The sequence below is a fragment of the Cellulomonas sp. McL0617 genome, from assembly GCF_049994875.1.
Taxonomy (GTDB): domain Bacteria; phylum Actinomycetota; class Actinomycetes; order Actinomycetales; family Cellulomonadaceae; genus Cellulomonas.
Genome location: NZ_CP188256.1, coordinates 3,372,452 through 3,393,512 on the forward strand (window position 1 = coordinate 3,372,452; position 21,061 = coordinate 3,393,512).

Here is a 21,061-nt window from a genome sequence, read left to right on the forward strand (position 1 = left end):
CCCCATTGTTCACCCCGACGGCCGACGAGTCCCGACATCCGCGCATCGGCTTGCCGAACGCTCGTCGCCCGGCGCGTGCCGTCAGGCCGGGCGGGTGGCCCGGTGGAGGGCGACGATGCCGCCCGTGAGGTTGCGGAACGCCACCTGGGTCCAGCCGGTGCCCTTGATCAGCTGCCCGAGCGCGGCCTGGTCGGGCCACTCGCGGATCGACTCGGCCAGGTACACGTAGGCGTCCGGCTCCTTGGACACGGCCCGCGCGACGGGCGGCAGCGCGCGCATGAGGTAGTTGGTGTACACCGTGCGGAACGGCGCGAACGTGGGTCGGGAGAACTCGCAGACCACGAGGCGGCCACCGGGCTTGGTCACGCGGTAGAGCTCGTCGAGCGCGCTCTCGACGTCGCTCACGTTGCGCAGGCCGAACGACATGGTGACCGCATCGAAGGACTCGTCGGCGAACGGCAGGTGCAGGGCGTCCCCGGCCACGAACGCCAGGTCGGGCCGGCGTCGCTTGCCCACCTCGAGCATCCCGACGGACAGGTCGCAGGCGACCACCCGCACGCCGGCGTCGGCCATGGGTTCCGACGAGGTTCCGGTGCCGGCCGCGAGGTCCAGCACGGTCTGGCCGGGCTGGGCGTCGACAGCCTTGATCGTCGCGCGCCGCCAGGCGCGGTCCTGCCCGAGCGAGAGGACGTCGTTGGTGCGGTCGTAGCGGGCGGCGACGGCGTCGAACATCACAGCGACGTCGTGCGGGTCCTTGTCGAGGCTGGCGCGCGGCATGGTCCCCATCGTCGCAGGTCCGCGGCGCCCGCCACGAACCGCCACTCTCCTGAGGCACGCCTGAGGGCGTGAATGGCTGCAGCACGGCGGAGCCTTACGCTGGAGCCGATGAGCCAGCTGCCCTCCGCCCCGACGGGCATCCCGGTCCCGCACCCGCTCGTGGTGCGCACCGTCGCACTCGAGGACCTCGCCGACGAGCACTCCGCGGCCGACCTGCTGGACCTGCTGCCCTCGACCGGCGCGCCGCTGGCGTGGGTGCGTCGCGGCGACGGCCTGGTCGCCTGGGGCGAGACGCTGCGGGTCGAGGTCGGCGGCGCGGACCGGTTCGCCGACGCCGAGCGCGCCTGGCGGGGGCTGCTCGCCCACGCCATCGTGCGCGACGAGGTGCAGGTGCCCGGGACCGGTCCCGTCGCCTTCGGCTCGTTCGCGTTCGACGACGAGTCCCCCGCCGGCGGCGTCGTCGTCGTGCCGAGCGTCGTCGTCGGACGCCGGTCCGGGAAGACCTGGCTCACGACGATCACCACGGGTGCCCGCCTCGGGGCGGCGCCGCGGCTCAGCAACGTCATCCGGGCGCGCGTCGCCCCGACCGACCCGGGGGCGGTCGTCTACGAGGACGCCGACGCCGCCGACTGGATGGGCGTCGTCTCGCGCGGCATCGCGGCCGTGCGGGCGGGCGACGTGGAGAAGGTCGTCCTTGCCCGCGACGTGCACGCGCGCACCGAGCACCCGGTCGACGTGCGCTGGGCGCTGGAGCGGCTGGCCGACGCCTACGAGTCCTGCTGGACGTTCAGCGTGGACGGCCTGGTCGGCGCCACCCCCGAGCTGCTGGTGCGGTCCGAGAAGGGTCTGGTCACGTCCCGCGTGCTGGCCGGCACCATCCGGCGCACGGGCGACGACCACGCCGACCTCGCCCGCGCCGCGATCCTCGCCCACTCGTCGAAGGACCTCGAGGAGCACGAGTACGCCGTGCAGTCCGTCGCCGGGGCGCTCGAGCCGTTCTGCTCGTCGACGAACGTGCCGGACGTGCCGTTCGTCCTCCACCTGCCGAACGTGCTGCACCTGGCCTCGGACGTGACCGGGGTGCTGGCCTCGACCGACGGCGCGCACCCGTCGTCCCTGGCTCTGGCGGCCGCGCTGCACCCGACCGCCGCCGTCTGTGGCACCCCCACGGTCGCCGCGCGCGAGCTGATCCGCAGCATCGAGGGCATGGACCGCGCCCGGTACGCGGGCCCGGTCGGCTGGTTCGGGGCCGACGGCGACGGGGAGTGGGGCATCGCCCTGCGCTCGGCGCACATCGACCCCGAGGACCCCCGGCGTGTCCGGCTGTTCGCCGGCTGCGGCATCGTCGCGGCGTCCGACCCGGCCGCCGAGCTGGCGGAGTCGGAGGCCAAGCTGGAGCCGATGCGCCATGCGCTGGGCCGGGACGTCGACCGCGGCTGAGCCTCGGCGAGGCCGCACCTCGTCATGCGTGACCCGGACCGCCGCGGGAACGCCGAAGTCCCGGACCGCTCGTGTGCGGTCCGGGACTGCCTGCGGTCCGGTGGGACCGCGGTGGCGCGGCTCAAGGGGGTGCGAGCCGCGGTGAGCCGACCGTCCGGGCGCGGGCGCCCGGGGCCGGCGGCCGGATCCCCGATGGGGGGTGCGAGGACCGGCGGCCGCCGGCGGTCAGCTGGTCGTCGGGCGATCGACGGTCAGCCGTTGCCCTGCTGCTGGCTCTGGAACCACTTCCACAGCTGGTCCGGGGTCATGCCGTTGGGCAGGCCGCTGGCACCGCCCTGGTCCGACCCGCTGCTGTCGCCCTGGCCGAGGCCGGGCGCCTGCTGCGTGCCGCTGCCGTTGTCCGACCCGCTGCCGCTGCCGTTGTCCGACCCGCTGCCGTTGCCAGAGCCGCTGCCGGAGCCGTTGCCGTTGCCGTTGCCGGAGCCGCTGCCGTTCGAGGAGGCGGCCGACTCGGGACGGACCGCGAGCGTGACGTCGATGTCCGACGACTTGCCGTCACGGACGACCGTCAGCGTGACCTTGGTGTCGGACGGGAGGGCCCGGACGTAGGCGGTCAGGGACTCGGCGCCGGCCACGGCCTTGCCATCGATCGCGACGATCGTGTCCTTGGCCTGGATGCCGGCCTTCGAGGCGGGCGAGCTGTCGCTGACGGACTCCACGAGCGCGCCGCGACGGGTCACGCCGTCGGCGGTCGCGGTGCCGTCCGAGAGGGTCACCCCGAGGAACGCGTGCTCGGCCGTGCCGTCCTGGACGAGCTGGGCGGCGATGTTCTTGACCAGGTCGACCGGGATGGCGAAGCCGAGGCCGATCGAGCCCGACTCCTGCGACAGCGTGGCGATCGAGGAGTTGATCCCGATCACGCGGCCGGAGGCGTCGAACAGCGGGCCACCGGAGTTGCCGGGGTTGACCGCGGCGTCCACCTGGATGGCGTTGGTGACGGTGGCGTCGCCGCCGTTCTCGCCCGAGGTCGAGACCGGACGGTCCACGGCCGAGACGATGCCGGTGGTGACGGTGCTGGCCAGGCCGAGCGGGTTGCCGACAGCCATGACGGGCTGGCCGACGACGACCTTGGAGGAGTCGCCGAACGCGGCGGCCTTCAGGTCCTTGGGCGGGTCGGTGAGCTTGATGACCGCGAGGTCGGTGGTCGGGTCGGTGCCGACGACGGTGGCCTTGAAGATGCGGCCGTCGTTGAGGGTGACCGAGATGCTGTCCTTGTCGGCGTCGCCGACGACGTGGTTGTTGGTCACGATGTGGCCGGAGTCGTCGACGATCACGCCGGAGCCCTCGGCGCCGGAGCTGCCGTTGCCGATGGTCACCGAGATGGCGACGACCGAGGCCTGGACGGCCTTGGAGACGGCCTCCCAGTCCGGGTTGTCGGACGTCGAGCCGGACACCGGGACGGTGTCGTTGTTGTCGGCGCCGATGGTGGCGATCGAGGCGGGGCGACCGGCCGAGCCGGACGCGTCGTCGGCGGACAGCCCGTGCACGATGCCACCGGTGGCGACCGCGGCGATGATCGCGGCGGCCGCTGCGGCGGACGTGACCGGGATCCAGGTGCGGCGCTTGCGCTGCGTCGGCACGACCGGCTCAGGGCCCTGCGGCGCGTACGGCTGCTGGCCGATCGGCGCGTGCTGCTGCGGCACCTGGTAGGCGGCCGACTGGTGCACGAGCGGCTGCTGCGCGACCGGCGGCTGGGCGGCCGGCTGCTGTGCGACCGCAGGGTCCTGCACCGAGGCGCGCTGCGCGGCGTCCCACTGGGCGCGGCGGACGGCCTCGGCCTGCGCGGCGGCTGCGGCAGCGGCGGCGGCCTGGGCGGCCTCGTACGCGGCGCGCTGGTCGGCCGGCGCCGCGGGGTGCGGCGGCGTGAACGGGTTGGTGGGGTGCGCCGCGGGGGCGACCGGCAGCGGCTGCGTCGCCTGGACGGGCGGAAGCGGCTGGGTCGACGCGACGGGCGCGACGGGCTGGGCGGGCGTGACGGACGCGATCGGCTCGGTCGGGGCGACGGGCGTGATCGGCTCGGTCGGCTGGTTCTGAGCGTCGCCGGCGTTGGCGCCGTTCTCGGGGGTGCTGGTCATGACGTGTGGCCTCCTTGGTCGAGTACCACTACACACAGCCGCGCTGGAACCACCCTCCGCAGAACCTGGGAATTGTCTGCGAGTTTCGCATGGATCTAGGACTTCAGTCCCGGAGCGCCGCCGCGACGGCGGCGGCCAGACGCGCGCCGAGCGCCCGACGACCGGTCCGGTCCACGCGCACCTCGACCACGCTGAGCCCGGGACCGGGCGCGGCGAGCGCGGGCAGCAGACCGTCGACGTCTCCGACGCGCGTGTGCCGGACGCCGTAGCCGGCGCACAGCGCCGCGATGTCCACCCCGTGCGGGGTGGCGAAGACGCGTTCGAACACGTCGGCACGCTCGGGCTCGCCCGGTTCCAGCGTCGCGAAGATCGAGCCCCCGTCGTCGTTGGCGACGACGAGCTGCAGGTGCACCACCTGTTCGAGCGGTCCGCGCAGCAGCCCGCCGATGTCGTGCAGGAACGTGAGGTCGCCGAGCAGCGCGCGCACCCGCCGGTCCGGCAGGCCGAGCGCGACGCCGACCGCGGTGCTGACGGTTCCGTCGATGCCGGCCAGGCCGCGGTTGGCGACGACGACCGGCGGCGCCGACCAGCGCGCCACCAGATCGAGGTCGCGCACGGGGTTGGACGAGCCGACGACCAGCACGTCGTCCGGCGCGCTGACCTCGGCCACGGCCCGGGCGAGGACGGGACCCGTGACGCGCGCGCCGCTGCGCGACCGGCGACCGTCGGACGCTCCGTCGAGCACCCCGTCCACGGCGGCTCCGGCGGCCTTGTCCGCGGCCAGCCACGCCTCGAGCCAGCCCTCGGGGGCCCGCATGCGGCCGTTGCGCATCCGCGCGGGCGCCTCCAGGAGCACCTCGCTCGCGTTGCGCGTCGCGTCCGGCCAGTCGGCGCCCCGGGCACCGATGACGACGACCTCGACGTCCGCGCGCCCGAGCAGCCGCTGCACCGGCCGCGAGAGGGTCGGCCGCCCGAGCACCACCGCGCGTCGGACGGCACCGCCGAGCTCCGGGTGCCCCAGCAGGTGCACGTACGCCGCGATCGCGTGGGTCCCGCCGCGGGCGCCGGAGGACGGTTCCGCGAGCAGCGGCCAGCCGTTCGCCTCGGCCAGCCGACGCGCCAGCGGACCCGCGTCATCGCCGGCCACGACGACCGTCGGCGCGCCACCGCGCCGAGCACCCGCCGACGGTTCCGCGGCGACCGCCGACGGCGCGACCGGTCGCGCGTGCACATGGGTCAGGCCGACCGTCGACGGCTCGGGCCACGGCCCCGAACCCGGTACGAGCGGCTCGCGGAAGGCGAGGTTCAGGTGGACGGGTCCCGGGTCGCCCGTGCGCGCCCCGGTCGCGGCCGCGAGCGAGCGGGCGACCGCCCGGCGCAGGTCGCGGTCCTCGCCGGGCCGCCCGTCGGGCGCCGGGACGTCCAGGCTCAGGCGTGCGGCGCCGCCGAACAACCCGACCTGCACCGTCGTCTGGTTGGCACCGGTGCCGCGCAGCTCGTGCGGGCGGTCGGCGGTGAGCACGACGAGCGGCAGGCCGCTGTGGTGCGCCTCGAGGACGGCCGGGTGCAGGTTCGCCGCGGCGGTGCCGGAGGTCGTGACCACCGCGACGGGCCGCGGCGGCACGACGGCGCCGTCCGGCCCGACGCTCGACGCGCGCACCAGCCCGAGCGCGACGAAGGCCGCCGAGCGCTCGTCGACGCGCACGTGCAGGCGCAGCGCGGGTGCGCCGGGCGGGGGCTCGGGCCGGGCCGCGTCGGCCAGGGCATAGGCCAGCGGTGCGCTGCGCGAGCCGGGTGCGAGGACCACGTCCTCGACGCCGAGGGCAGCGAGGGCCTGGACGAGGACCCGGGCCGCGGAGGTTGCGGGACCAGCCCCGGCGCCCGTCGTCGTCACGCCCGCCATCATGCCCGAGCCTGGACGGCCGCGGCGCGCCGACGCCACCGGTCCGCGAGGTCGTCGCCGGCAGCCACGGCGGCGAGGAGCGCCGCGTCGACGACCGGGCGCCGGACCGCGATCGCCCCGTCCTGCGGGAGCAGCGGGTCCGTGACGAGGTCCGCGGTGAACAGCTGGGCAGTTGCCAGGCCGCACGCGTACGGCAGCTCCGGCAGGGCCGCGGCGAGCGCGATCCCGGCGGCCAGGCCGATCGACGACTCCAGGGCGCTGGAGACGACGACGGGCAGCCCGACGGCCTCGGCCAGGTCGAGGCACGCGCGGACCCCACCCAGCGGCTGCACCTTGAGCACCACGACGTCTGCGGCGTGCGCACGTGCCACGGCGAGCGGGTCCTGAGCGCGGCGGATGGACTCGTCCGCGGCGATCGGCACGTGCGTGCGACGGCGCAGCGCCGCGAGCTCGTCGACGGACGCGACCGGCTGCTCGGCATACTCCAGGCCGCCCGCGGCGCGGTCGAGCACGGCGAGCCGGGTGACGGCGGAGTCGACGTCCCACGCCGCGTTGGCGTCGATGCGGATCGCACCGGTCGGTCCGAGGGCGTCGCGCACGGCCTCGAGGCGCGCGATCTCGTCGGACAGCGACTGGCCCCGCTCGGCGACCTTGACCTTCGCGGTCCGACACCCGCCCGAGGCCGTGACGATGGCGTGCGCCGCCGGCCCGTCGACCGCCGGGACCGTGACGTTGACCGGGATGCGGTCCCGCACCGGTGCCGGCCAGCCTTCGTCCGCCGCCTCGCGCGCGGCCCGCCACCACGCGAGCGACTCGTCGTCGTCGTAGTCCCAGAACGGGCTGAACTCGCCCCAGCCCGCGTCGCCGCGCACCACCACGCCGTCGCGGACCGTCAGCCCGCGGAACCTGGTCCGCAGCGGGATGGACCAGACGTGCAGGTCAACGGGCATGCCTTCACCCTACGACCGGCCGCACCCAGGCGGCTTCGAGGAGCTCGCGCGCCCAGGCGCGGACCGGCCGGTGCTCCGTCAGCGCGCTGACCACGGCGCCGTCCACGAGCGCGATCGTGACCGCGGCGCTGGTCGGCGCGCCGACGAGCAGGACGATGGCGTCGACGGCCTCGTCGACCTCCGCCCGGCCGGCGGCGAAGGCGCGAGCCAGCGCGGGGTCGCGGCCGCCACCGAGCAGGTGCTCGTAGTGGCTGCGGATGTCCGCGTCCTCCCCCGGGGGCAGGACGGCGTCGGCGACGAGGGCCGCGGCCGCGCGGGGATCGTCGGACACCCGTTGACCGTCGTACCGGGCCCCGCGGGCGTGCGCGGCCCACGACTGCGCGAGCGCGCCCCCCGCGGCCTCCGCGAGGTCGTCGAGGCTCCCGAAGTAGTAGGTGGTGGCCGAGACCGACGCGCCCGCCTCGGCCGCGACCCGGCGGTGCGTCAGGGCGCCCGGCCCCTCCCGGAGCATGAGGGTCGCGGCCGCACGGGCCAGCTCGGCGCGACGACGCGCGCCCTTGTCCGTCGACCCCGGCATCAGTGCCCGCCGCCGGACAGGTTGAGCCCGACCACACCGGCGACGATCAGGACGAGCGAGACGATCTTCAGCACGGACACCGACTCGCCGAAGAACACGATCGCGAGCACCGCGGTCAGGGCCGCGCCGATGCCGACCCACACGCCGTACGCGACGCCGACCGGCAGCGTCTTGAGCGCCCAGCTCAGGCCGCCCATGGACGCCGCCAGCAGGACGACGAACCCGACGCTCGGCCACAGGCGCGAGAAGCCGTCGGACGCCTTGAGGCTGAGCGCCCAGCCGGCCTCGAGCATGCCGGACACGATGAGGATGATCCAGGCCATGGTGGTGCACCTCCGCGGCGCGGTGCTGCTCGGCGGCAGCCCGCGTCCCCGTGCGCGCCGGGTGGCAGACCCCGCCGTCCCGCGCACGTTCTGGTACAAGTGTACCAAACGGTTACGCTGGTCCCGTGACCCTCCCGGACAGCGTCAGCGAGACCTTCGACCCGACCCGCTGGCGGACCGTCGACGGGTTCGAGGACCTCAGCGACCTGACCTACCACCGCGGCGTGCTCCGTACGGAGTCCGACCAGCGCGACCTCCCCGTCGTGCGGGTCGCCTTCGACCGGCCGGAGGTGCGCAACGCGTTCCGGCCGCACACGGTCGACGAGCTCTACCGCGTGCTCGACCACGCCCGCACCACGTCGTCCGTGGGGACCGTCCTGCTCACCGGCAACGGCCCGGCACCCAAGGACGGCGTCTGGTCGTTCTGCTCGGGCGGCGACCAGCGCATCCGCGGCCGCGACGGCTACCGGTACGCGGAGGGCGAGACCGCGGACGGCATCGACCCCGCTCGCGCCGGACGGCTGCACATCCTCGAGGTCCAGCGCCTGATCCGGACCATGCCCAAGGTCGTCGTCGCCCTGGTCAACGGCTGGGCGGCCGGCGGCGGCCACTCGCTGCACGTCGTCGCCGACCTGAGCATCGCCAGCCGCGAGCACGCGCGGTTCATGCAGACCGACGCCAACGTCGGGTCGTTCGACGGCGGGTACGGCTCCGCCCTGCTGGCCCGCCAGGTCGGGCAGAAGCGTGCCCGCGAGATCTTCTTCCTCGCCCGCGAGTACTCGGCCGAGCAGGCGCTCGCCTGGGGGGCGGTCAACGACGTCGTCGCGCACGGGGACCTCGAGGAGGCCGGCCTCGAGTACGCGCGGATCATCGCGACCAAGTCGCCGCAGGCCGTCCGGATGCTGAAGTTCGCGTTCAACCTCGCCGACGACGGCCTGGCCGGACAGCAGGTGTTCGCGGGCGAGGCGACGCGGCTGGCGTACCTGACGGACGAGGCCGTGGAAGGGCGCGACGCGTTCCTGGAGCGCCGCGAGCCCGACTGGTCGGGCTTCCCATACGCCTACTGACGAATCGCGTCAGCGGCTGCTGACGGCCCAGCTGGCCAGGTCGACGACGGCGCCGAGCACACCGGCCGCCGCGACCAGGAGCGCGACGAGGACGACGCCTGCCGCCACGACGGCGCCCATCGACCGGACGTCGTGCTCGCCCGCCTGGGAGTGCGTGAGATCTGCCATGCCCCCAGGCTCGCCCGCGGAGTCCGCCGACACATCGGCCCCCGGTAGCGGCCGACGTCATCCCTGGGAGGGACCCCGCGTCAGCCGACGGTGACCGAGCCGGACCCGGCGGGGACCAGCTCGATCCAGGTGTTGCCCGGCGCGAGGTCGGCCGGCGACCCGCCGGCGGCGAACAGGCGCATCGGCGCGTCCTGTGCGTCCTTCTTCCAGGTGACCGGCAGGACCTTGCCGCCCGTCGCGACGAAGCCCTCGCCGGACCCGACGAGCTCGTAGGTGGGCACCGGCACGCCGTTCTGCGCCGCGTACCCGGTGGGCGGGTGGGCGGCCGTGATCGACACGACGTTGACCGCGGTCAGTCGCGCCCCGCCGCGCGCGGTGGCCGGCTTGGTCCCCTCGGAACGCAGCCAGAGGCCGGAGGCCCCGTCCCAGGTCCAGATCGGGTTCGACGCGGGCGACAGGCGGAACGAGAGCGTGCCCGCCGGGGTGCCGGCGACGCTCGCGGCGGCCCGGTCGGCGCTCCGCGCGATCGTGAACTGCTCGGCGGGTGGCGCCTGGTGGTCCGCGTCCGCCTGTGCCCAGAACGCGGTGGGCTTGCCGTAGACGTTGTGCGGCGCGGCCCGGTCGGACGTCCGGTACATCCCGGGGGCGCCGGCGTCGTGGCTGATCAGCTGGACGCCGCTGGCGGCGACGAGAGCCAGGATGCCGGGCTGGCCACCGGAGAACGCGAGGAGCCCGTGCATCGGCGCAAGGATCTGGGGGTCCATCGGCCGGACAGAGCGGATGGGGCCCACCTCGGGCGGCACCTGTGACTGGAACACCGCGACCAGCCGGGACACGTCGAACTCGACGATGGTCTCCCAGACCATGTCGGCCTGCTCGAGCCCGGACTGCGGCCGCGCCACGGGGGTGTTCTCGATCTTCACCGCGAGCGCCGGGCGCGCGGCGGGGTCGCCGGGGATGCCGGTCAGCGGCCAGCGCGGCTGCACCACGGGCGCCGGCGCCGCGACCTTGACCGGTGGGACCGTCGGAGCGACGGTCACGGTCGCGGGGCTCGGCGGGGCGGGCTCCGGCGACGGGGAGCTGCACGCGACGAGCGCGAGCAGGACCGTGAGCACCACGCCGACGGGCCCGAGACGCGACCGCATCGGGCCGGTCAGCTCATCGTCACGGAGCCGGTGCCCGTCGGCACGAGCTCGATCCAGGTCGCGCCCGGAGCGAGGGTGGCGGGCGTCCCGTCGGCGGCGGTCAGCGTGAGCACCTCACCGACCGAACCCTTCTTCCAGGTGACCGCGACGTACTTGCCGCCGCTGGACAGGGTCCCGTCGCCGGTGCCCTGCAGGATCGTCTCCGGGACCGGGTTGCCGGCCGGGTCCACGGTGCCGGAGTTCACGAGGTGGACGGTGAGCGTGATGATGTTCGTCGCGGTGATCCGGGCGCCGGACCGGACGATCGCCGGGGTGCTGCCCTCGGAGCGCAGGTAGGTGCTCGACGTGGGGTCCCACGACCAGGTCGGCTTGGCGTAGCCGGACAGGTGCACGCTGACGGTGCCGGCCGGGGTACCCCCCGCGACCGCGGTCGCGGAGTCGGCCTTCTTGGCGAAGACGAACTGAGCCGGCGGCGGGGACGTGCGGTCCGCCGCGGCCTGGTCCCAGAACTTCTGCGGCGTGCCGTAGACGTTGTGCGGCGCCGGGCCGACGCCCTTCTTGCGGTAGAACCCGGGCGCACCGGCGTCCTGGCTGATCGTCTGGACCCCCGCGGCCTTGAGCGCGTTGACGAAGATCGGCTGACCGCCGGAGAACGCGATGAGCCCGTGCATCGGCGCCACGATCGCCGGGTCCATCGGGCGCACCGAGCGGATCGGACCGACCTCGGCCGGGACCTGCGAGTCGAACACGGCCACGAACCGGCTGATGCCCCCCTCGACGACCTCTTCCCAGACGTTGTCGGCCTGGTCCAGGCCGGTCTGCGGGCGGGCGTCGCCGGAGTTCTCGATCTTGATCGCGAGCGCGGGACGCACGGCGACCTCCGGTGCTCCCAGGCCGGTGAGCGGCCACCGCGGTGCCACGACGGGTGCGGGCGGTGCGACCTTGGCCGGCTCGATGACTGCCCCCTGGGTCACGTCGGGAACGGGCGTCGGCGTGGTGTCGCTCGACCCGCTGCTGCAGGCGGCGAGGAACGACAGCGCACCCGCAGCGACGACGAGCATCGCCGGCAGACGGCGGGCGCGGTTCAGGGCAATGGACACGGAGGCTCCTTCGGGTCGGACCGCCGGACACTCTACGGGCCGTTTCCGAGTCGGTCTGGGACCTTCGGCGCGCGGCCTACCCTGGTCCGGTGACCCGGCCCCTGCGCGACGTCCCCGCGCGCGCAGACCTCCTGCTCGCTGCGCTCGCGGAGGCCCTGGAGGGCACGGGACCGGCGGTGGGCCCCGGGATCGGGCCCGTGGCCGACGAGGTCGCGCTCGTGGTCCGCACGTCCGGCTCGACCGGCGAACCCCGCGGCGTCCTGCTCTCGGCGACCGCGCTGCGCGCCTCCGGCGCCGCGACCGCCGACCGTCTGTCCGGTGCCGGTCAGTGGCTCCTCGCGCTGCCGCTGCAGCACGTCGCCGGCCTGCAGGTCCTCGTCCGGTCGGTCCTGGCCGGCACGCGTCCCGTCGTCGTGCCCGACGGCCCGTTCCGCGCCCCGGCGTTCGTCGAGACCACGGCCCTGCTCGGCAGCGGCCCGCGGTACACGTCGCTGGTGCCGACGCAGCTGGTCCGCCTGCTCGAGGACCCGGACGGCACGGCCGCGCTGCGCACGTTCGACGCCGTCCTGGTCGGGGGGGCCGCCACGGGCGCCGGCGTGCTGGACCGCGCACGGGCCGCCGGCGTGGCCGTCGTGACCACGTACGGCATGTCCGAGACGTGCGGCGGCTGCGTGTACGACGGGGTCCCGCTGGCCGGCGTCGACGTGCGGATCGACGACGCGGGCCGGGTCCTGCTGGCCGGTCCCGTGCTCGCCGAGGGCTACGCGGACGGCGTCGAGGAGCCGTTCGTGCACGTCGACGGCCGCCGCTGGATGCGCACGTCCGACCTCGGCACCTGGACGGACGGCCGGCTCACCGTGCTCGGCCGCGCGGACGACGTGCTGGTCAGCGGCGGCACCAAGGTGTCCCCGCAGGCGGTCGAGGCGGCGCTCGAACCGCTCGGCGAGGCGGTCGTGGTCGGGCTGCCCGACGACGAGTGGGGACAGGTCGTCGTCGCCGTCGTCGTGCCCCGCCCGGGCGCCGCACCGACGCTCGCCGACGCCCGCGCCGCGGTGACCGCGCACCTGGGTGCCGCGCACGCGCCGCGCCACCTCGTGGTCACGGACTCGCTCCCGCTGCGCGGGCCGGGCAAGATCGACCGGCAGGCCGCGACCGAGCTGGCCCGCCGCAGCATCGAGAGGAACCACACGTGACGTCTGCCAGCGACTGGGTGCAGGGCGCTCGACCGCGCACGCTGCCCGCCGCCGCCGCCCCGGTGCTCGTCGGCAGCGGCGCCGCCGCCCAGCTGGGCGCCTTCGACCTGGGCCGGGCCGCCCTCGCGCTCGGCGTCGCGCTGGCCCTGCAGGTCGGGGTCAACTACGCCAACGACTACTCGGACGGCATCCGCGGCACGGACGTCGACCGCGTCGGCCCGATGCGGCTGACGGCGTCGGGGACCGCGAGCCCCCGCGCGGTCAAGGCCGCGGCGTTCACGTCGTTCGGCGTCGCCGCCGTCCTCGGCACCGTGCTGGTGTGGCTGTGCGGCGAGTGGTGGCTGCTGGCCGTCGGCGCGGTCGCGATCCTCGCCGCGTGGGGCTACACGGGCGGTCGGCGCCCCTACGGGTACCGCGGGCTCGGCGAGGTGGGCGTCTTCACGTTCTTCGGCCTGGTCGCCGTGCTGGGCACCACCTACACGCAGGCAGGCGAGCTGTCGTGGCCGGCCTGGGTCGGGGCGGTCGCGGTCGGGATGCTCGCCTGCGCCCTGCTGATGGCCAACAACCTGCGCGACGTGCCCACCGACGCCCTCGTCGGCAAGCGGACGCTGGCCGTTCGCCTGGGCGAGCACCGCTCCCGCCGCGTCTACGCCGCGTTGGTGGTGCTGCCCGTGCTGCTGGGCGGGGTGGTCTGCGCGTTCGCGAACCCGTGGACGCTGATCGTGCTGCTGCTGCTCTTCCCGTCGGTCGCGCTCGCCGTCACGGTGCTGCTCGGCGCCCGGGGGCGCGCCCTGGTGCCGGTGCTCATGTTCACCGGGTTCCTCGAGCTGGCCTTCGGCGTGCTGCTCGGGATCGGACTGGCGCTCTAGCCGTCCTGGCGCGCCGCGTCGTCGGCGGCGTCCTCGACCGCGGCGTCGTCCTCGGACCGACGCTGTCGGCCGGCCCGGTCCGCGAGGTACGTCGCCGCCGCGTCGCGCGGCCTCGACAGCAGCACGTACGAGAGCCCCCACGCGAGGAACGCCGCCACGATCGCCGCGAGCCAGGACCGCATCCCGACCCACCAGAGCGCGACGAAGCAGACGGCGAACAGCGCGAGGCGCAGGAGCGAGAAGACGACGACGGGCACGGGTACCAGGGTAGGCCGGTGCGGCGTCGACCCGGGCCCCTGTCCCGCTCGGAACGTCTAGGCTGGGGGGATGCGCAACTTCGTCGTCCTCGCGCTGCTGGGCCTGACGATCTACTGCCTGTTCGACATCCTGCGCAGCACGCGCGACGAGCGGCTCGGGGTGCACAAGCTGCTCTGGATCGCGTTCTTGATCATCGTCCCGCTGCTCGGTGTGCTGGTGTGGCTGGGCGTGCGCTGGTCGCGGCGCACCGTCTACGCGGAGATCTCCGACGCCCCCGCGACCAAGCGGCCCGAGCGGCTGCGGTCGTCGGCGCCCGACGACGACCCCGAGTTCCTGCGACGGCTCGACGAGGACCGGCGCCGCAACACCGACGGGCCGCCGTCCACCAGCTGAGCGCGAGACGGCCTAGAGGCCGCTGTACGAGTGCTTGCCGGTGACCACCAGGTTGATCACCGTGAAGTTCATGAGCACCACGGCGTACCCGACGAACACGAAGTACGAGGCCCGCCGACCCGCCCAGCCGCGCGTCGTGCGCGCGTGCAGATAGGCCGCGTAGACCACCCAGGCGACGAACGTGCCGACCTCCTTGGGGTCCCAGCCCCAGTACCGGCCCCAGGCGTGCTCGGCCCAGACGGCCCCGCCGATGAGCGTGAAGGTCCACAGGACGAAGGCGACGGCGTTCAGCCGGAAGGACATCGCCTCGAGCTCGCGGCCGCTGGGCACCTGCTCGAGCCAGCTGAACCGACGTCCCGTGAGCGACCGTCGGACACCGCCGGCGTTCTCGACCACGCCCTCTTCGCGGTAGCTCTTGAGCACCTGCAGCACCGAGGTGCCGAACGCGACCGTGAAGATCCCGGTCGCGGAGATGGCGACGCCGACGTGCAGCACCAGCCAGTAGCTCTGCAGCGCCGGCTGGACCTGGTCGGCCTTGATGAAGAACCAGTTCAGCGCGACGACGAGGGCGACGACGGCCAGGCCCATCACGACCACCGACAGGAACGCGATGATCCGGCGACGCTGCACGATCGCGAGCACGGTCGTCGCGACGAGCACCCCGACCAGCGTGAACTCGTACATGTTGGCGGTGGGCCAACGGCCGGCTGCGAACCCGCGCAGCACGATCCCCGTGAACAGCAGGGCGATGCCGACGAAGTGGGTCGAGCGCGCGATCCCTTCCGCTCGGACGGACCGGCCGGGTGCTCGCTGGTCGGCCGATCCCGCGGCGGCCGACACCGGTCCACCGGCGCCGGCGGCCACCAGCACGGGCTGCTTGGTCCGCTGCGAGCTCTCGGCGATGCGCGCGAGGTCCACGGAGTAGGCGATGAGCGCGACCGTGAACGCGGTCGCCGCTCCCCAGACCAGCAGGGTGCTCAGGTCACCGGTGTTCATGGCGTGCCCTCTCGATCGGGGTTGTCACCGGCTGCCAGCGTCGCCGCGAGCACCCGGTCCACCTCGGGCTGGAGCCCGACGTCGTCGCCGCGCGCCAGTCCGGCAGCGGTCACCACTGTACGGCCGACTTGTTCGTCGCGGCCGCTCTCGAACCTCATCCACACCCGGCGTCGCGGCGCGAACAGCGAGGTCGCGAGCCCGGCGAACGCGAGCAGCGCGAACACCAGGATGTAGACGAGCGCGGGGTCGTGCCGCAGGTCGAGCGCGACGAAGCGCTTGAGCCCGTTGAACGTGAGCGTGCCCAGCCCGTCGGGCAGCTCGACGGTCTCGCGGGGCTTGACGGTCAGGACGACGGGGTCGCCGTTGGCGTCCTTGACCTGCGTCATCCGCGCCTCGTCCAGCTCGTACACGTTCTGCGGGACCCCGGTGTCGAGCCCGAGGTTCCCCTCCCAGACATTGAGCACGAGGATCGGGTCGTTCGGCTCAGGGAACTGCGAGACGTAGGCCGGTCCGTTCGGCGTCTGCACCGTCTTCTTCGTCGGCAGCAGGAACCCGATCAGGCCGATCTGCTTGTTCTTGTCGGCGACGTCGGGGACCTTGACCACACCCTTGGACGTGTAGACCAGGTCCTGCGGCAGGAACGGCGTGACGCCGCCGCCGACGAGCGTGCCGGAGGCGTCTCGGATCGAGAGGTCGGGCGCGTAGCCGTTGCCCTGCAGGTAGACCTTGGCGCCGCCCGCGTCGAGCGGGTGGTTGACCTTGATGGTCTTGTTCTCCGGCTGCCCGCCGGGCTCGGTCACCGTCACGTGCGCGGTGAAGTCGCGGGAGGCCAGCGTCTCGGGGTCGAACCGCGACTCGAAGTCGTCGAGCTTGAGCGTGAACGGGACCAGGCTGGTGGGCGCGAACGCGGTGCCGCGCTCGAACGTGTCGTAGGAGCCCTCCGAGTTGGCGAACCCGCGCCCCTGAACCACGATCATCTGCCCGCGGTAGTGCAGCACCTGCCCGGTGGCCACCGAGATGAGCAGGCCGACGAGGGCCAGGTGGAAGACGAGGTTGCCCGTCTCGCGCAGGTACCCGCGCTCCCCCGAGACCGACCACGTGCCGTTGCCCTCGTCGCGGGACTCGACCCGGTAGGTCGGCACGAACGGCAGAACACGCCACCCGCGCCGCAGGACCGTGGTCGCGGTCTGCGCCAGCCGCTCCGGGGCCCGCTCGGACAGCCCGTCGCCCTGGGCGGGGAACCGGCCGAACCGGCGGGGCGCACGCGGCGGACGCCCGCGCATGCCCGCCAGGTGCATCTTGGTGCGGGGCAGGATGCAGCCGACCAGCGAGATGAACAGCAGCAGGTAGATCGCCGAGAACCAGACGGAGGAGTAGACGTTGAACGCGCCGAGCCGGTCCAGGACCGGGCCGAGCGTCGGGTGGGCCGTGAGGTAGGTGACGACGCGCTCGGGGTGCTGCGCGCGCTGCGGCCAGACGGTGCCCGGCACCGCGGCGACCGCGAGCAGCATGAGCAGCAGCAGCGCGACGCGCATGCTGGTGAGCTGGCGCCAGGCCCACCGCAGCCAGCCGGTCAGGCCGATGCCCTGGACCACCGGCTTGTCACCGGCAGGCTCCGTCGGCTCCGTGAAGACGTCCGAGATCCCCTCGGGGCGGTACTGGCTCATGTCACACCACCGGCACGAACGGGTCGTTGCCGGACACGAGGTTCTGCAGCCAGGCCGCCCACTGACCCCAGACGCCGGTCACCAGCGCGATGCCGAGCACGATGAGCAGCCCGCCGCCCAGCCGCATGATCGCCAGCCGGTGCCGTCGCAGGAACGCCAGTGCCCTGGCGCTGCGCTCGACGCTGAACGCGACGATGAGGAACGGCAGACCCAGACCCAGGCAGAACGCCACGGCGAGCACACCACCGCGGCCGGCGGTGCCGCCGTCGAGCGAGAGGGCGATGATCGCGGCGAGCGTCGGACCGATGCACGGGGCCCAGCCGAGGCCGAACGTGATGCCCAGCAGGGGTGCGCCCCACAGGCCGGCCCGTGGGGCGAGGTGCATCCGGCGCTCGTTCTGCAGGAACGGGATGAACCCGAGGAACGCCAGGCCCATGACGATGACGACGACCCCGAGCACCCGCATGATCGTGTCCTGGTACTCCAGGAGCACCCCGCCGAGCGACCCGGCCAGCACGCCGAGCACCAGGTAGACCGCCGTGAACCCGGCGATGAACAGCGAGACGCCGAGCAGGAGCCGGCTGCGCCGGGCGGTGGCCACCGGTGTGCCGACGGGGCGGCTGCCGGCGGCACCGGTCATGCCGCCCAGGTACCCGAGGTAGGCCGGGACCAGCGGCAGGACGCACGGCGACGCGAACGAGACGAGCCCGGCGAGCACCGCCACCGGGATGGCCAGCAGCAGCGACCCGGAGATGATCGCCTGGCCGAAAGCGTCACCGGCGCTCGCGACGACGCTCACGACGCCGGTGTCGGCGCCGGCTCGGCGACGAGCTCGTCGACCATGGAGCGCAGGGTCGAGGGCTGGACGACGCCGAGCAGCCGGGCGGCCACGCGGCCGCTGCGGTCCAGGACGATCGTCGTCGGCACCGCGTTGATCGGGACGATGCCCTCGAGCGCCGCGATCGCGGACCCGTCGGTGTCGTCGATGCTCGGGTAGGGCACCGCGAACTTCGTCTGGAACGACTGCGCGTCGCCGGCGTCGTCGGTGTGGTTGATGCCGAGCACGTGCACGCCCTTGGGGGCGTAGTCGTCGGCCAGGGCCACCAGGTCCGGTGCCTCGGCGCGGCACGGTGGGCAGTTGGCGTACCAGGTGTTCAGCACGACGACGTCACCGCGCCACGCCGAGACGTCCTGCGCGGTGCCCTCGTAGTCGGTGCCCTTGAGCTCCAGCGGACCCTTGCGGTCGGCGACCGCCCAGGTGCGCGTGCTCCCGTCGCCGGACTGGTAGCCCTGCTGCGCCACGTCGCCGGTGTGCGTCGGCTGCCCGCAGCCGGACAGCACGACGAGTGCCCCGACGAGGGCGGCCACGAGCCGTACGCGCACCTCAGGCCCCCGCGACGGTCTTGGTGCCGGGCAGCAGAGCGGCGGCGGGCTCGTTGTAGCCGATGCCGACCAGCGTGTCGCCCTCGTAGCGCAGGCTGGTCAGGGACGCGACGGAGCACTGACGCCGGCGCGGGTCGTGCCACAGTCGGCGGTTCTCGAGCGCGAGGCGCGTGACCCAGACGGGCAGCTGGTGGCTGACCAGGACGGCCTCGTGGCCGCGCGCGAGCACCAGCGCGTCCGCGACGGCGGCCAGCATGCGCTCGACCTGCTCGGTGTACGGCTCGCCCCAGGACGGCCGGAACGGGTTGCGCAGGTACGGCCAGTGCTCGGGGTGACGCAGCGACCCGTCGCCGACGCCGAACTTCAGCCCCTCGAAGTGGTTGGCGGCCTCGATGATGCGCGGCTCGGTGGCGATCGGCAGGTCGAACGCGGCCGCGATGGGTCCCGCGGTCTCCTGGGCGCGCTGCAGCGGCGAGGCGATCACGGCCACCACGTCACGACGGGGCGGCGGCGCCGACACCGGGGCGTCGCGCACGCGGCGCTCGCCCCCGGGGGCGCCCGTCGACGTGCCCGCCAGGTGGTCGGCGACCGTCCGCGCCATGGCCGCGCCGCGCTCGGACAGGCGGTAGCCGGGCAGTCGGCCGTAGAGCACACCCTCGGGGTTGTGCACCTCGCCGTGCCGCATCAGGTGGATCGTGGTGGCGACCATGGGGTCAGTCTCGCAAACACTCCTGTGCGCTCAGCACGCGTCGAGCCCTTCCACGGCGTGACACGCGCCACCCGTGAGGTGCACGCGGACCGTCTCCATGGCGTCGCCGAGCGCGGCGAACTGCTCCGGGGTGAGCACGTCGACCAGGTGGTCCCGCACCGACTGGACGTGGCCGGGGGCCGCCGCCACGAGCGTCTCCCAGCCCTTGTCGGTCATCGTGGCGTTCACGCCGCGTGCGTCGGACTCGCAGGGCACGCGGGCGACGAGGCCCGACTCCTCCATGCGGCGGATCGTGTGCGTGAGCCGGCTGCGTGAGTGCGCGATGTTCTCGGCGAGCTGCGCCATCCGCAGGGTCCGCCCGGGCGCCTCGGAGAGCCGCACGAGCACCTCGTACTCGTGCGTCGACAGGCCGGACTGCGCGTCGAGCTCGTGCTCGAGCACACCGAGCAGGCGCGCGACGCCCTGTCGGAACGAGCGCCAGTGCACCTGCTGCTCGGCCGTCAGCCAGGTCACCGTCTGCTCCGTCGCCGGTTCTGTGCTCGTGCTCACAACACTCTTCCTCGTCTCGGGGTTGCGGGGGGATCTCCAGTGTAGTACAACTTTGAACTAACAGTTTGGTTGATCGTTCAACAAGTCGGAGGAACTCCCATGAGCACCACCACCACGACCGCCCTCCCCACGGGCCTGACCGCCGGCACCTGGGCGATCGACCTCTCGCACACCGAGGCGAGCTTCACCGTCCGCCACGCCGGCATCTCCAAGGTCCGCGGCACGGTTGCCGTCACGGAGGGCACCATCACGGTCGGCGAGCACCTCGAGGCGACGTCGGTCTCGGTGACCCTCGACCCGTCCACCGTCACGACCGGCGACGCCAACCGCGACGGCCACCTCAAGAGCGGCGACTTCTTCGACGTCGAGCAGTTCGGCCTGTGGACGTTCGTCTCGACCGGCGTGCGCGAAGAGGGCAAGAAGCACGTCATCGTCGGCGACCTGACCATCCACGGCGTCACCCAGTCCGTCGAGCTCGACACCGAGTTCAACGGCACCGCGGTCGACCCCTTCGGCAACACGCGTGCCGGCTTCGAGGCCACCGTCGCGATCTCGCGCAAGGACTTCGGCCTGACCTGGAACGCGGCCCTCGAGGCCGGCGGCGTCCTGGTCGGCGACAAGGTCACCATCGCGCTCGACGTGTCGGCCATCAAGGGCTGACCCCGTCCCACGCACGACGGCAGCCGGTGCCCATCTGACGGGGCACCGGCTGTCGTCGTAGCGGCTGGTGCCGCCGTGCCGGCCGTTCCGTCATGCCGAGTCGCCGCCCGCGCGCCTTCGGTCGTGGAACGCCAGGATCTGCAGCTCGGAGGCCACGTCGACCGCCCGCAGGTCGACGTGCTCCGGCACCCGCAGCGCCCGCGGGGCGAACGTGAGGATCCCGACCACACCGGCCTCCACCAGCGCGTCGCAGACCGCCTGCGCGCTCGCGGCGGGCGTGGCGATGATGCCGATGCTCGCGTCGGTCGCGCGGACCAGGCCGGCCAGCTCCTGCGCCGGCTGGACCACCAGCCCGGACACCGTCGTCCCGATGACGGCCGGGTCGGTGTCCACCAGGCCCACCACGGCGAACCCGCGCTCGGCGAACACCGAGTAGCTCGCCAGCGCGTGACCCAGGTTGCCGATGCCGACGATGACGACGCGCCGCTGCGTGGTCAGCCCGAGCACCACACCGATCTGCTCCGACAGGTGCCGCACGTCGTACCCGACCCCGCGCCGCCCGTACGAACCGAGGAACGACAGGTCCTTGCGCAGCTGCGCGGGCGTCACCCCCGCGGCGTGGGCCAGCTCGTCGGACGACGTGGTGACCACGCCCTCGAGCCCCTGCAGGGCCCGGAGGTAGCCGGGCAGCCGCGCGACCGTCGCGGGTGGGACCTCCCGGGCAGCACCGTGACCGACTGCGCGGACCCGCGGCGTCGACCGGGGTCCCGTCCGTTGCGTGTCCACATCGACCCCCGCG

Annotated in this window: 23 protein-coding genes; 6 read left to right on the forward strand and 17 right to left on the reverse strand. The window is 74.0% G+C overall.

What is annotated here, in order from left to right:
- Positions 1–81: 81 nt before the first annotated feature.
- Complete coding sequence (locus tag ACPPVS_RS15265) at positions 82–777, reverse strand: demethylmenaquinone methyltransferase (RefSeq protein ID WP_426593084.1); 696 nt, start codon at positions 775–777, stop codon at positions 82–84.
- Between the two features lie 108 nt (positions 778–885).
- Between ACPPVS_RS15265 and ACPPVS_RS15270 the strand changes: the two genes are divergently transcribed.
- Positions 886–2,217 carry an isochorismate synthase gene (locus ACPPVS_RS15270; protein ID WP_426593085.1) on the forward strand — a complete coding sequence of 444 codons (1,332 nt, stop codon included), beginning with the start codon at positions 886–888 and terminating at the stop codon, positions 2,215–2,217.
- 251 nt (positions 2,218–2,468) lie between these two features.
- Here ACPPVS_RS15270 and ACPPVS_RS15275 read toward each other — a convergent pair whose 3' ends face one another.
- From ACPPVS_RS15275 to ACPPVS_RS15295, 5 genes are all read right to left on the reverse strand, one after another.
- Positions 2,469–4,352: a trypsin-like peptidase domain-containing protein gene (locus ACPPVS_RS15275; RefSeq protein WP_426593086.1), complete on the reverse strand. Its 1,884-nt coding sequence runs from the start codon at positions 4,350–4,352 to the stop codon at positions 2,469–2,471.
- A 103-nt stretch (positions 4,353–4,455) separates the two neighbouring features.
- Positions 4,456–6,255 carry a 2-succinyl-5-enolpyruvyl-6-hydroxy-3-cyclohexene-1-carboxylic-acid synthase gene (gene menD / locus ACPPVS_RS15280; protein ID WP_426595996.1) on the reverse strand — a complete coding sequence of 600 codons (1,800 nt, stop codon included), beginning with the start codon at positions 6,253–6,255 and terminating at the stop codon, positions 4,456–4,458.
- On the reverse strand, positions 6,255–7,205 hold the full coding sequence (locus ACPPVS_RS15285) for an o-succinylbenzoate synthase (protein WP_426593087.1): 951 nt from the start codon (positions 7,203–7,205) through the stop codon (positions 6,255–6,257). The genes menD and ACPPVS_RS15285 overlap by 1 nt, the downstream gene beginning before the upstream one ends.
- A 4-nt stretch (positions 7,206–7,209) precedes the next feature.
- A complete protein-coding gene (locus ACPPVS_RS15290; RefSeq protein ID WP_426593088.1) occupies positions 7,210–7,782 on the reverse strand; it encodes a TetR/AcrR family transcriptional regulator in 573 nt (190 codons plus the stop codon).
- Positions 7,782–8,105 carry a DMT family transporter gene (locus ACPPVS_RS15295; protein WP_426593089.1) on the reverse strand — a complete coding sequence of 108 codons (324 nt, stop codon included), beginning with the start codon at positions 8,103–8,105 and terminating at the stop codon, positions 7,782–7,784. Before ACPPVS_RS15295 ends, ACPPVS_RS15290 begins: the two co-directional genes overlap by 1 nt.
- A gap of 125 nt (positions 8,106–8,230) precedes the next feature.
- On the opposite strand from ACPPVS_RS15295, the gene ACPPVS_RS15300 reads away from it, so the two are divergent.
- Positions 8,231–9,172, forward strand: a complete 942-nt coding sequence (locus tag ACPPVS_RS15300; RefSeq protein ID WP_426593090.1) for a 1,4-dihydroxy-2-naphthoyl-CoA synthase — start codon at positions 8,231–8,233, stop codon at positions 9,170–9,172.
- 9 nt (positions 9,173–9,181) lie between these two features.
- Here ACPPVS_RS15300 and ACPPVS_RS15305 read toward each other — a convergent pair whose 3' ends face one another.
- The 3 genes from ACPPVS_RS15305 to ACPPVS_RS15315 all read right to left on the reverse strand — a co-directional run bounded on the left by ACPPVS_RS15305 (position 9,182) and on the right by ACPPVS_RS15315 (position 11,585).
- Complete coding sequence (locus ACPPVS_RS15305) at positions 9,182–9,340, reverse strand: hypothetical protein (RefSeq protein WP_426593091.1); 159 nt, start codon at positions 9,338–9,340, stop codon at positions 9,182–9,184.
- 80 nt (positions 9,341–9,420) lie between these two features.
- Positions 9,421–10,485, reverse strand: a complete 1,065-nt coding sequence (locus ACPPVS_RS15310) for a DUF3048 domain-containing protein (protein ID WP_426593092.1) — start codon at positions 10,483–10,485, stop codon at positions 9,421–9,423.
- An 8-nt stretch (positions 10,486–10,493) separates the two neighbouring features.
- Positions 10,494–11,585, reverse strand: coding sequence for a DUF3048 domain-containing protein (locus ACPPVS_RS15315; RefSeq protein ID WP_426593093.1), 1,092 nt, complete (start codon positions 11,583–11,585; stop codon positions 10,494–10,496).
- Between the two features lie 89 nt (positions 11,586–11,674).
- Between ACPPVS_RS15315 and menE the strand changes: the two genes are divergently transcribed.
- Together menE and ACPPVS_RS15325 are read left to right on the forward strand one after the other, a co-directional pair.
- Complete coding sequence (gene menE / locus ACPPVS_RS15320) at positions 11,675–12,778, forward strand: o-succinylbenzoate--CoA ligase (RefSeq protein ID WP_426593094.1); 1,104 nt, start codon at positions 11,675–11,677, stop codon at positions 12,776–12,778.
- Positions 12,775–13,647: a 1,4-dihydroxy-2-naphthoate polyprenyltransferase gene (locus ACPPVS_RS15325; RefSeq protein WP_426593095.1), complete on the forward strand. Its 873-nt coding sequence runs from the start codon at positions 12,775–12,777 to the stop codon at positions 13,645–13,647. The genes menE and ACPPVS_RS15325 overlap by 4 nt, the downstream gene beginning before the upstream one ends.
- On the opposite strand, the gene ACPPVS_RS15330 is transcribed toward ACPPVS_RS15325, so the two are convergent.
- Positions 13,644–13,904: a DUF4229 domain-containing protein gene (locus ACPPVS_RS15330; protein WP_426593096.1), complete on the reverse strand. Its 261-nt coding sequence runs from the start codon at positions 13,902–13,904 to the stop codon at positions 13,644–13,646. The genes ACPPVS_RS15325 and ACPPVS_RS15330 overlap by 4 nt on opposite strands.
- A gap of 70 nt (positions 13,905–13,974) precedes the next feature.
- Between ACPPVS_RS15330 and ACPPVS_RS15335 the strand changes: the two genes are divergently transcribed.
- The gene (locus ACPPVS_RS15335; protein WP_426593097.1) at positions 13,975–14,298 is read left to right on the forward strand and encodes a PLDc N-terminal domain-containing protein; all 324 of its coding nucleotides are present in this window, start codon (positions 13,975–13,977) and stop codon (positions 14,296–14,298) included.
- 12 nt (positions 14,299–14,310) lie between these two features.
- Here the strand turns inward: ACPPVS_RS15335 and ccsB are convergent, their stop codons facing one another.
- The 6 genes from ccsB to ACPPVS_RS15365 are packed head-to-tail and all read right to left on the reverse strand — an operon-like array spanning position 14,311 to position 19,602.
- Positions 14,311–15,294 (reverse strand): c-type cytochrome biogenesis protein CcsB, encoded by a 984-nt coding sequence (gene ccsB, locus ACPPVS_RS15340; RefSeq protein ID WP_426593098.1) that lies wholly within the window; start codon positions 15,292–15,294, stop codon positions 14,311–14,313.
- Positions 15,291–16,961: a cytochrome c biogenesis protein ResB gene (gene resB / locus ACPPVS_RS15345; RefSeq protein ID WP_426593099.1), complete on the reverse strand. Its 1,671-nt coding sequence runs from the start codon at positions 16,959–16,961 to the stop codon at positions 15,291–15,293. Before resB ends, ccsB begins: the two co-directional genes overlap by 4 nt.
- 1 nt (position 16,962) lies before the next feature.
- Positions 16,963–17,760, reverse strand: coding sequence for a cytochrome c biogenesis CcdA family protein (locus ACPPVS_RS15350; RefSeq protein WP_426593100.1), 798 nt, complete (start codon positions 17,758–17,760; stop codon positions 16,963–16,965).
- Complete coding sequence (locus ACPPVS_RS15355; protein ID WP_426593101.1) at positions 17,757–18,329, reverse strand: TlpA family protein disulfide reductase; 573 nt, start codon at positions 18,327–18,329, stop codon at positions 17,757–17,759. The genes ACPPVS_RS15350 and ACPPVS_RS15355 overlap by 4 nt, the downstream gene beginning before the upstream one ends.
- Before the next feature lie 16 nt (positions 18,330–18,345).
- On the reverse strand, positions 18,346–19,053 hold the full coding sequence (locus tag ACPPVS_RS15360) for a histidine phosphatase family protein (RefSeq protein WP_426593102.1): 708 nt from the start codon (positions 19,051–19,053) through the stop codon (positions 18,346–18,348).
- A 30-nt stretch (positions 19,054–19,083) separates the two neighbouring features.
- On the reverse strand, positions 19,084–19,602 hold the full coding sequence (locus ACPPVS_RS15365) for a MarR family winged helix-turn-helix transcriptional regulator (RefSeq protein ID WP_426593103.1): 519 nt from the start codon (positions 19,600–19,602) through the stop codon (positions 19,084–19,086).
- A 99-nt stretch (positions 19,603–19,701) separates the two neighbouring features.
- Here ACPPVS_RS15365 and ACPPVS_RS15370 point away from each other — a divergent pair, with 99 nt between their 5' ends.
- On the forward strand, positions 19,702–20,262 hold the full coding sequence (locus ACPPVS_RS15370; protein ID WP_426593104.1) for a YceI family protein: 561 nt from the start codon (positions 19,702–19,704) through the stop codon (positions 20,260–20,262).
- Positions 20,263–20,352: 90 nt separating this feature from the next.
- Here the strand turns inward: ACPPVS_RS15370 and ACPPVS_RS15375 are convergent, their stop codons facing one another.
- Positions 20,353–21,048 carry a redox-sensing transcriptional repressor Rex gene (locus ACPPVS_RS15375; protein ID WP_426593105.1) on the reverse strand — a complete coding sequence of 232 codons (696 nt, stop codon included), beginning with the start codon at positions 21,046–21,048 and terminating at the stop codon, positions 20,353–20,355.
- Between the last annotated feature and the right edge of the window lie 13 nt (positions 21,049–21,061).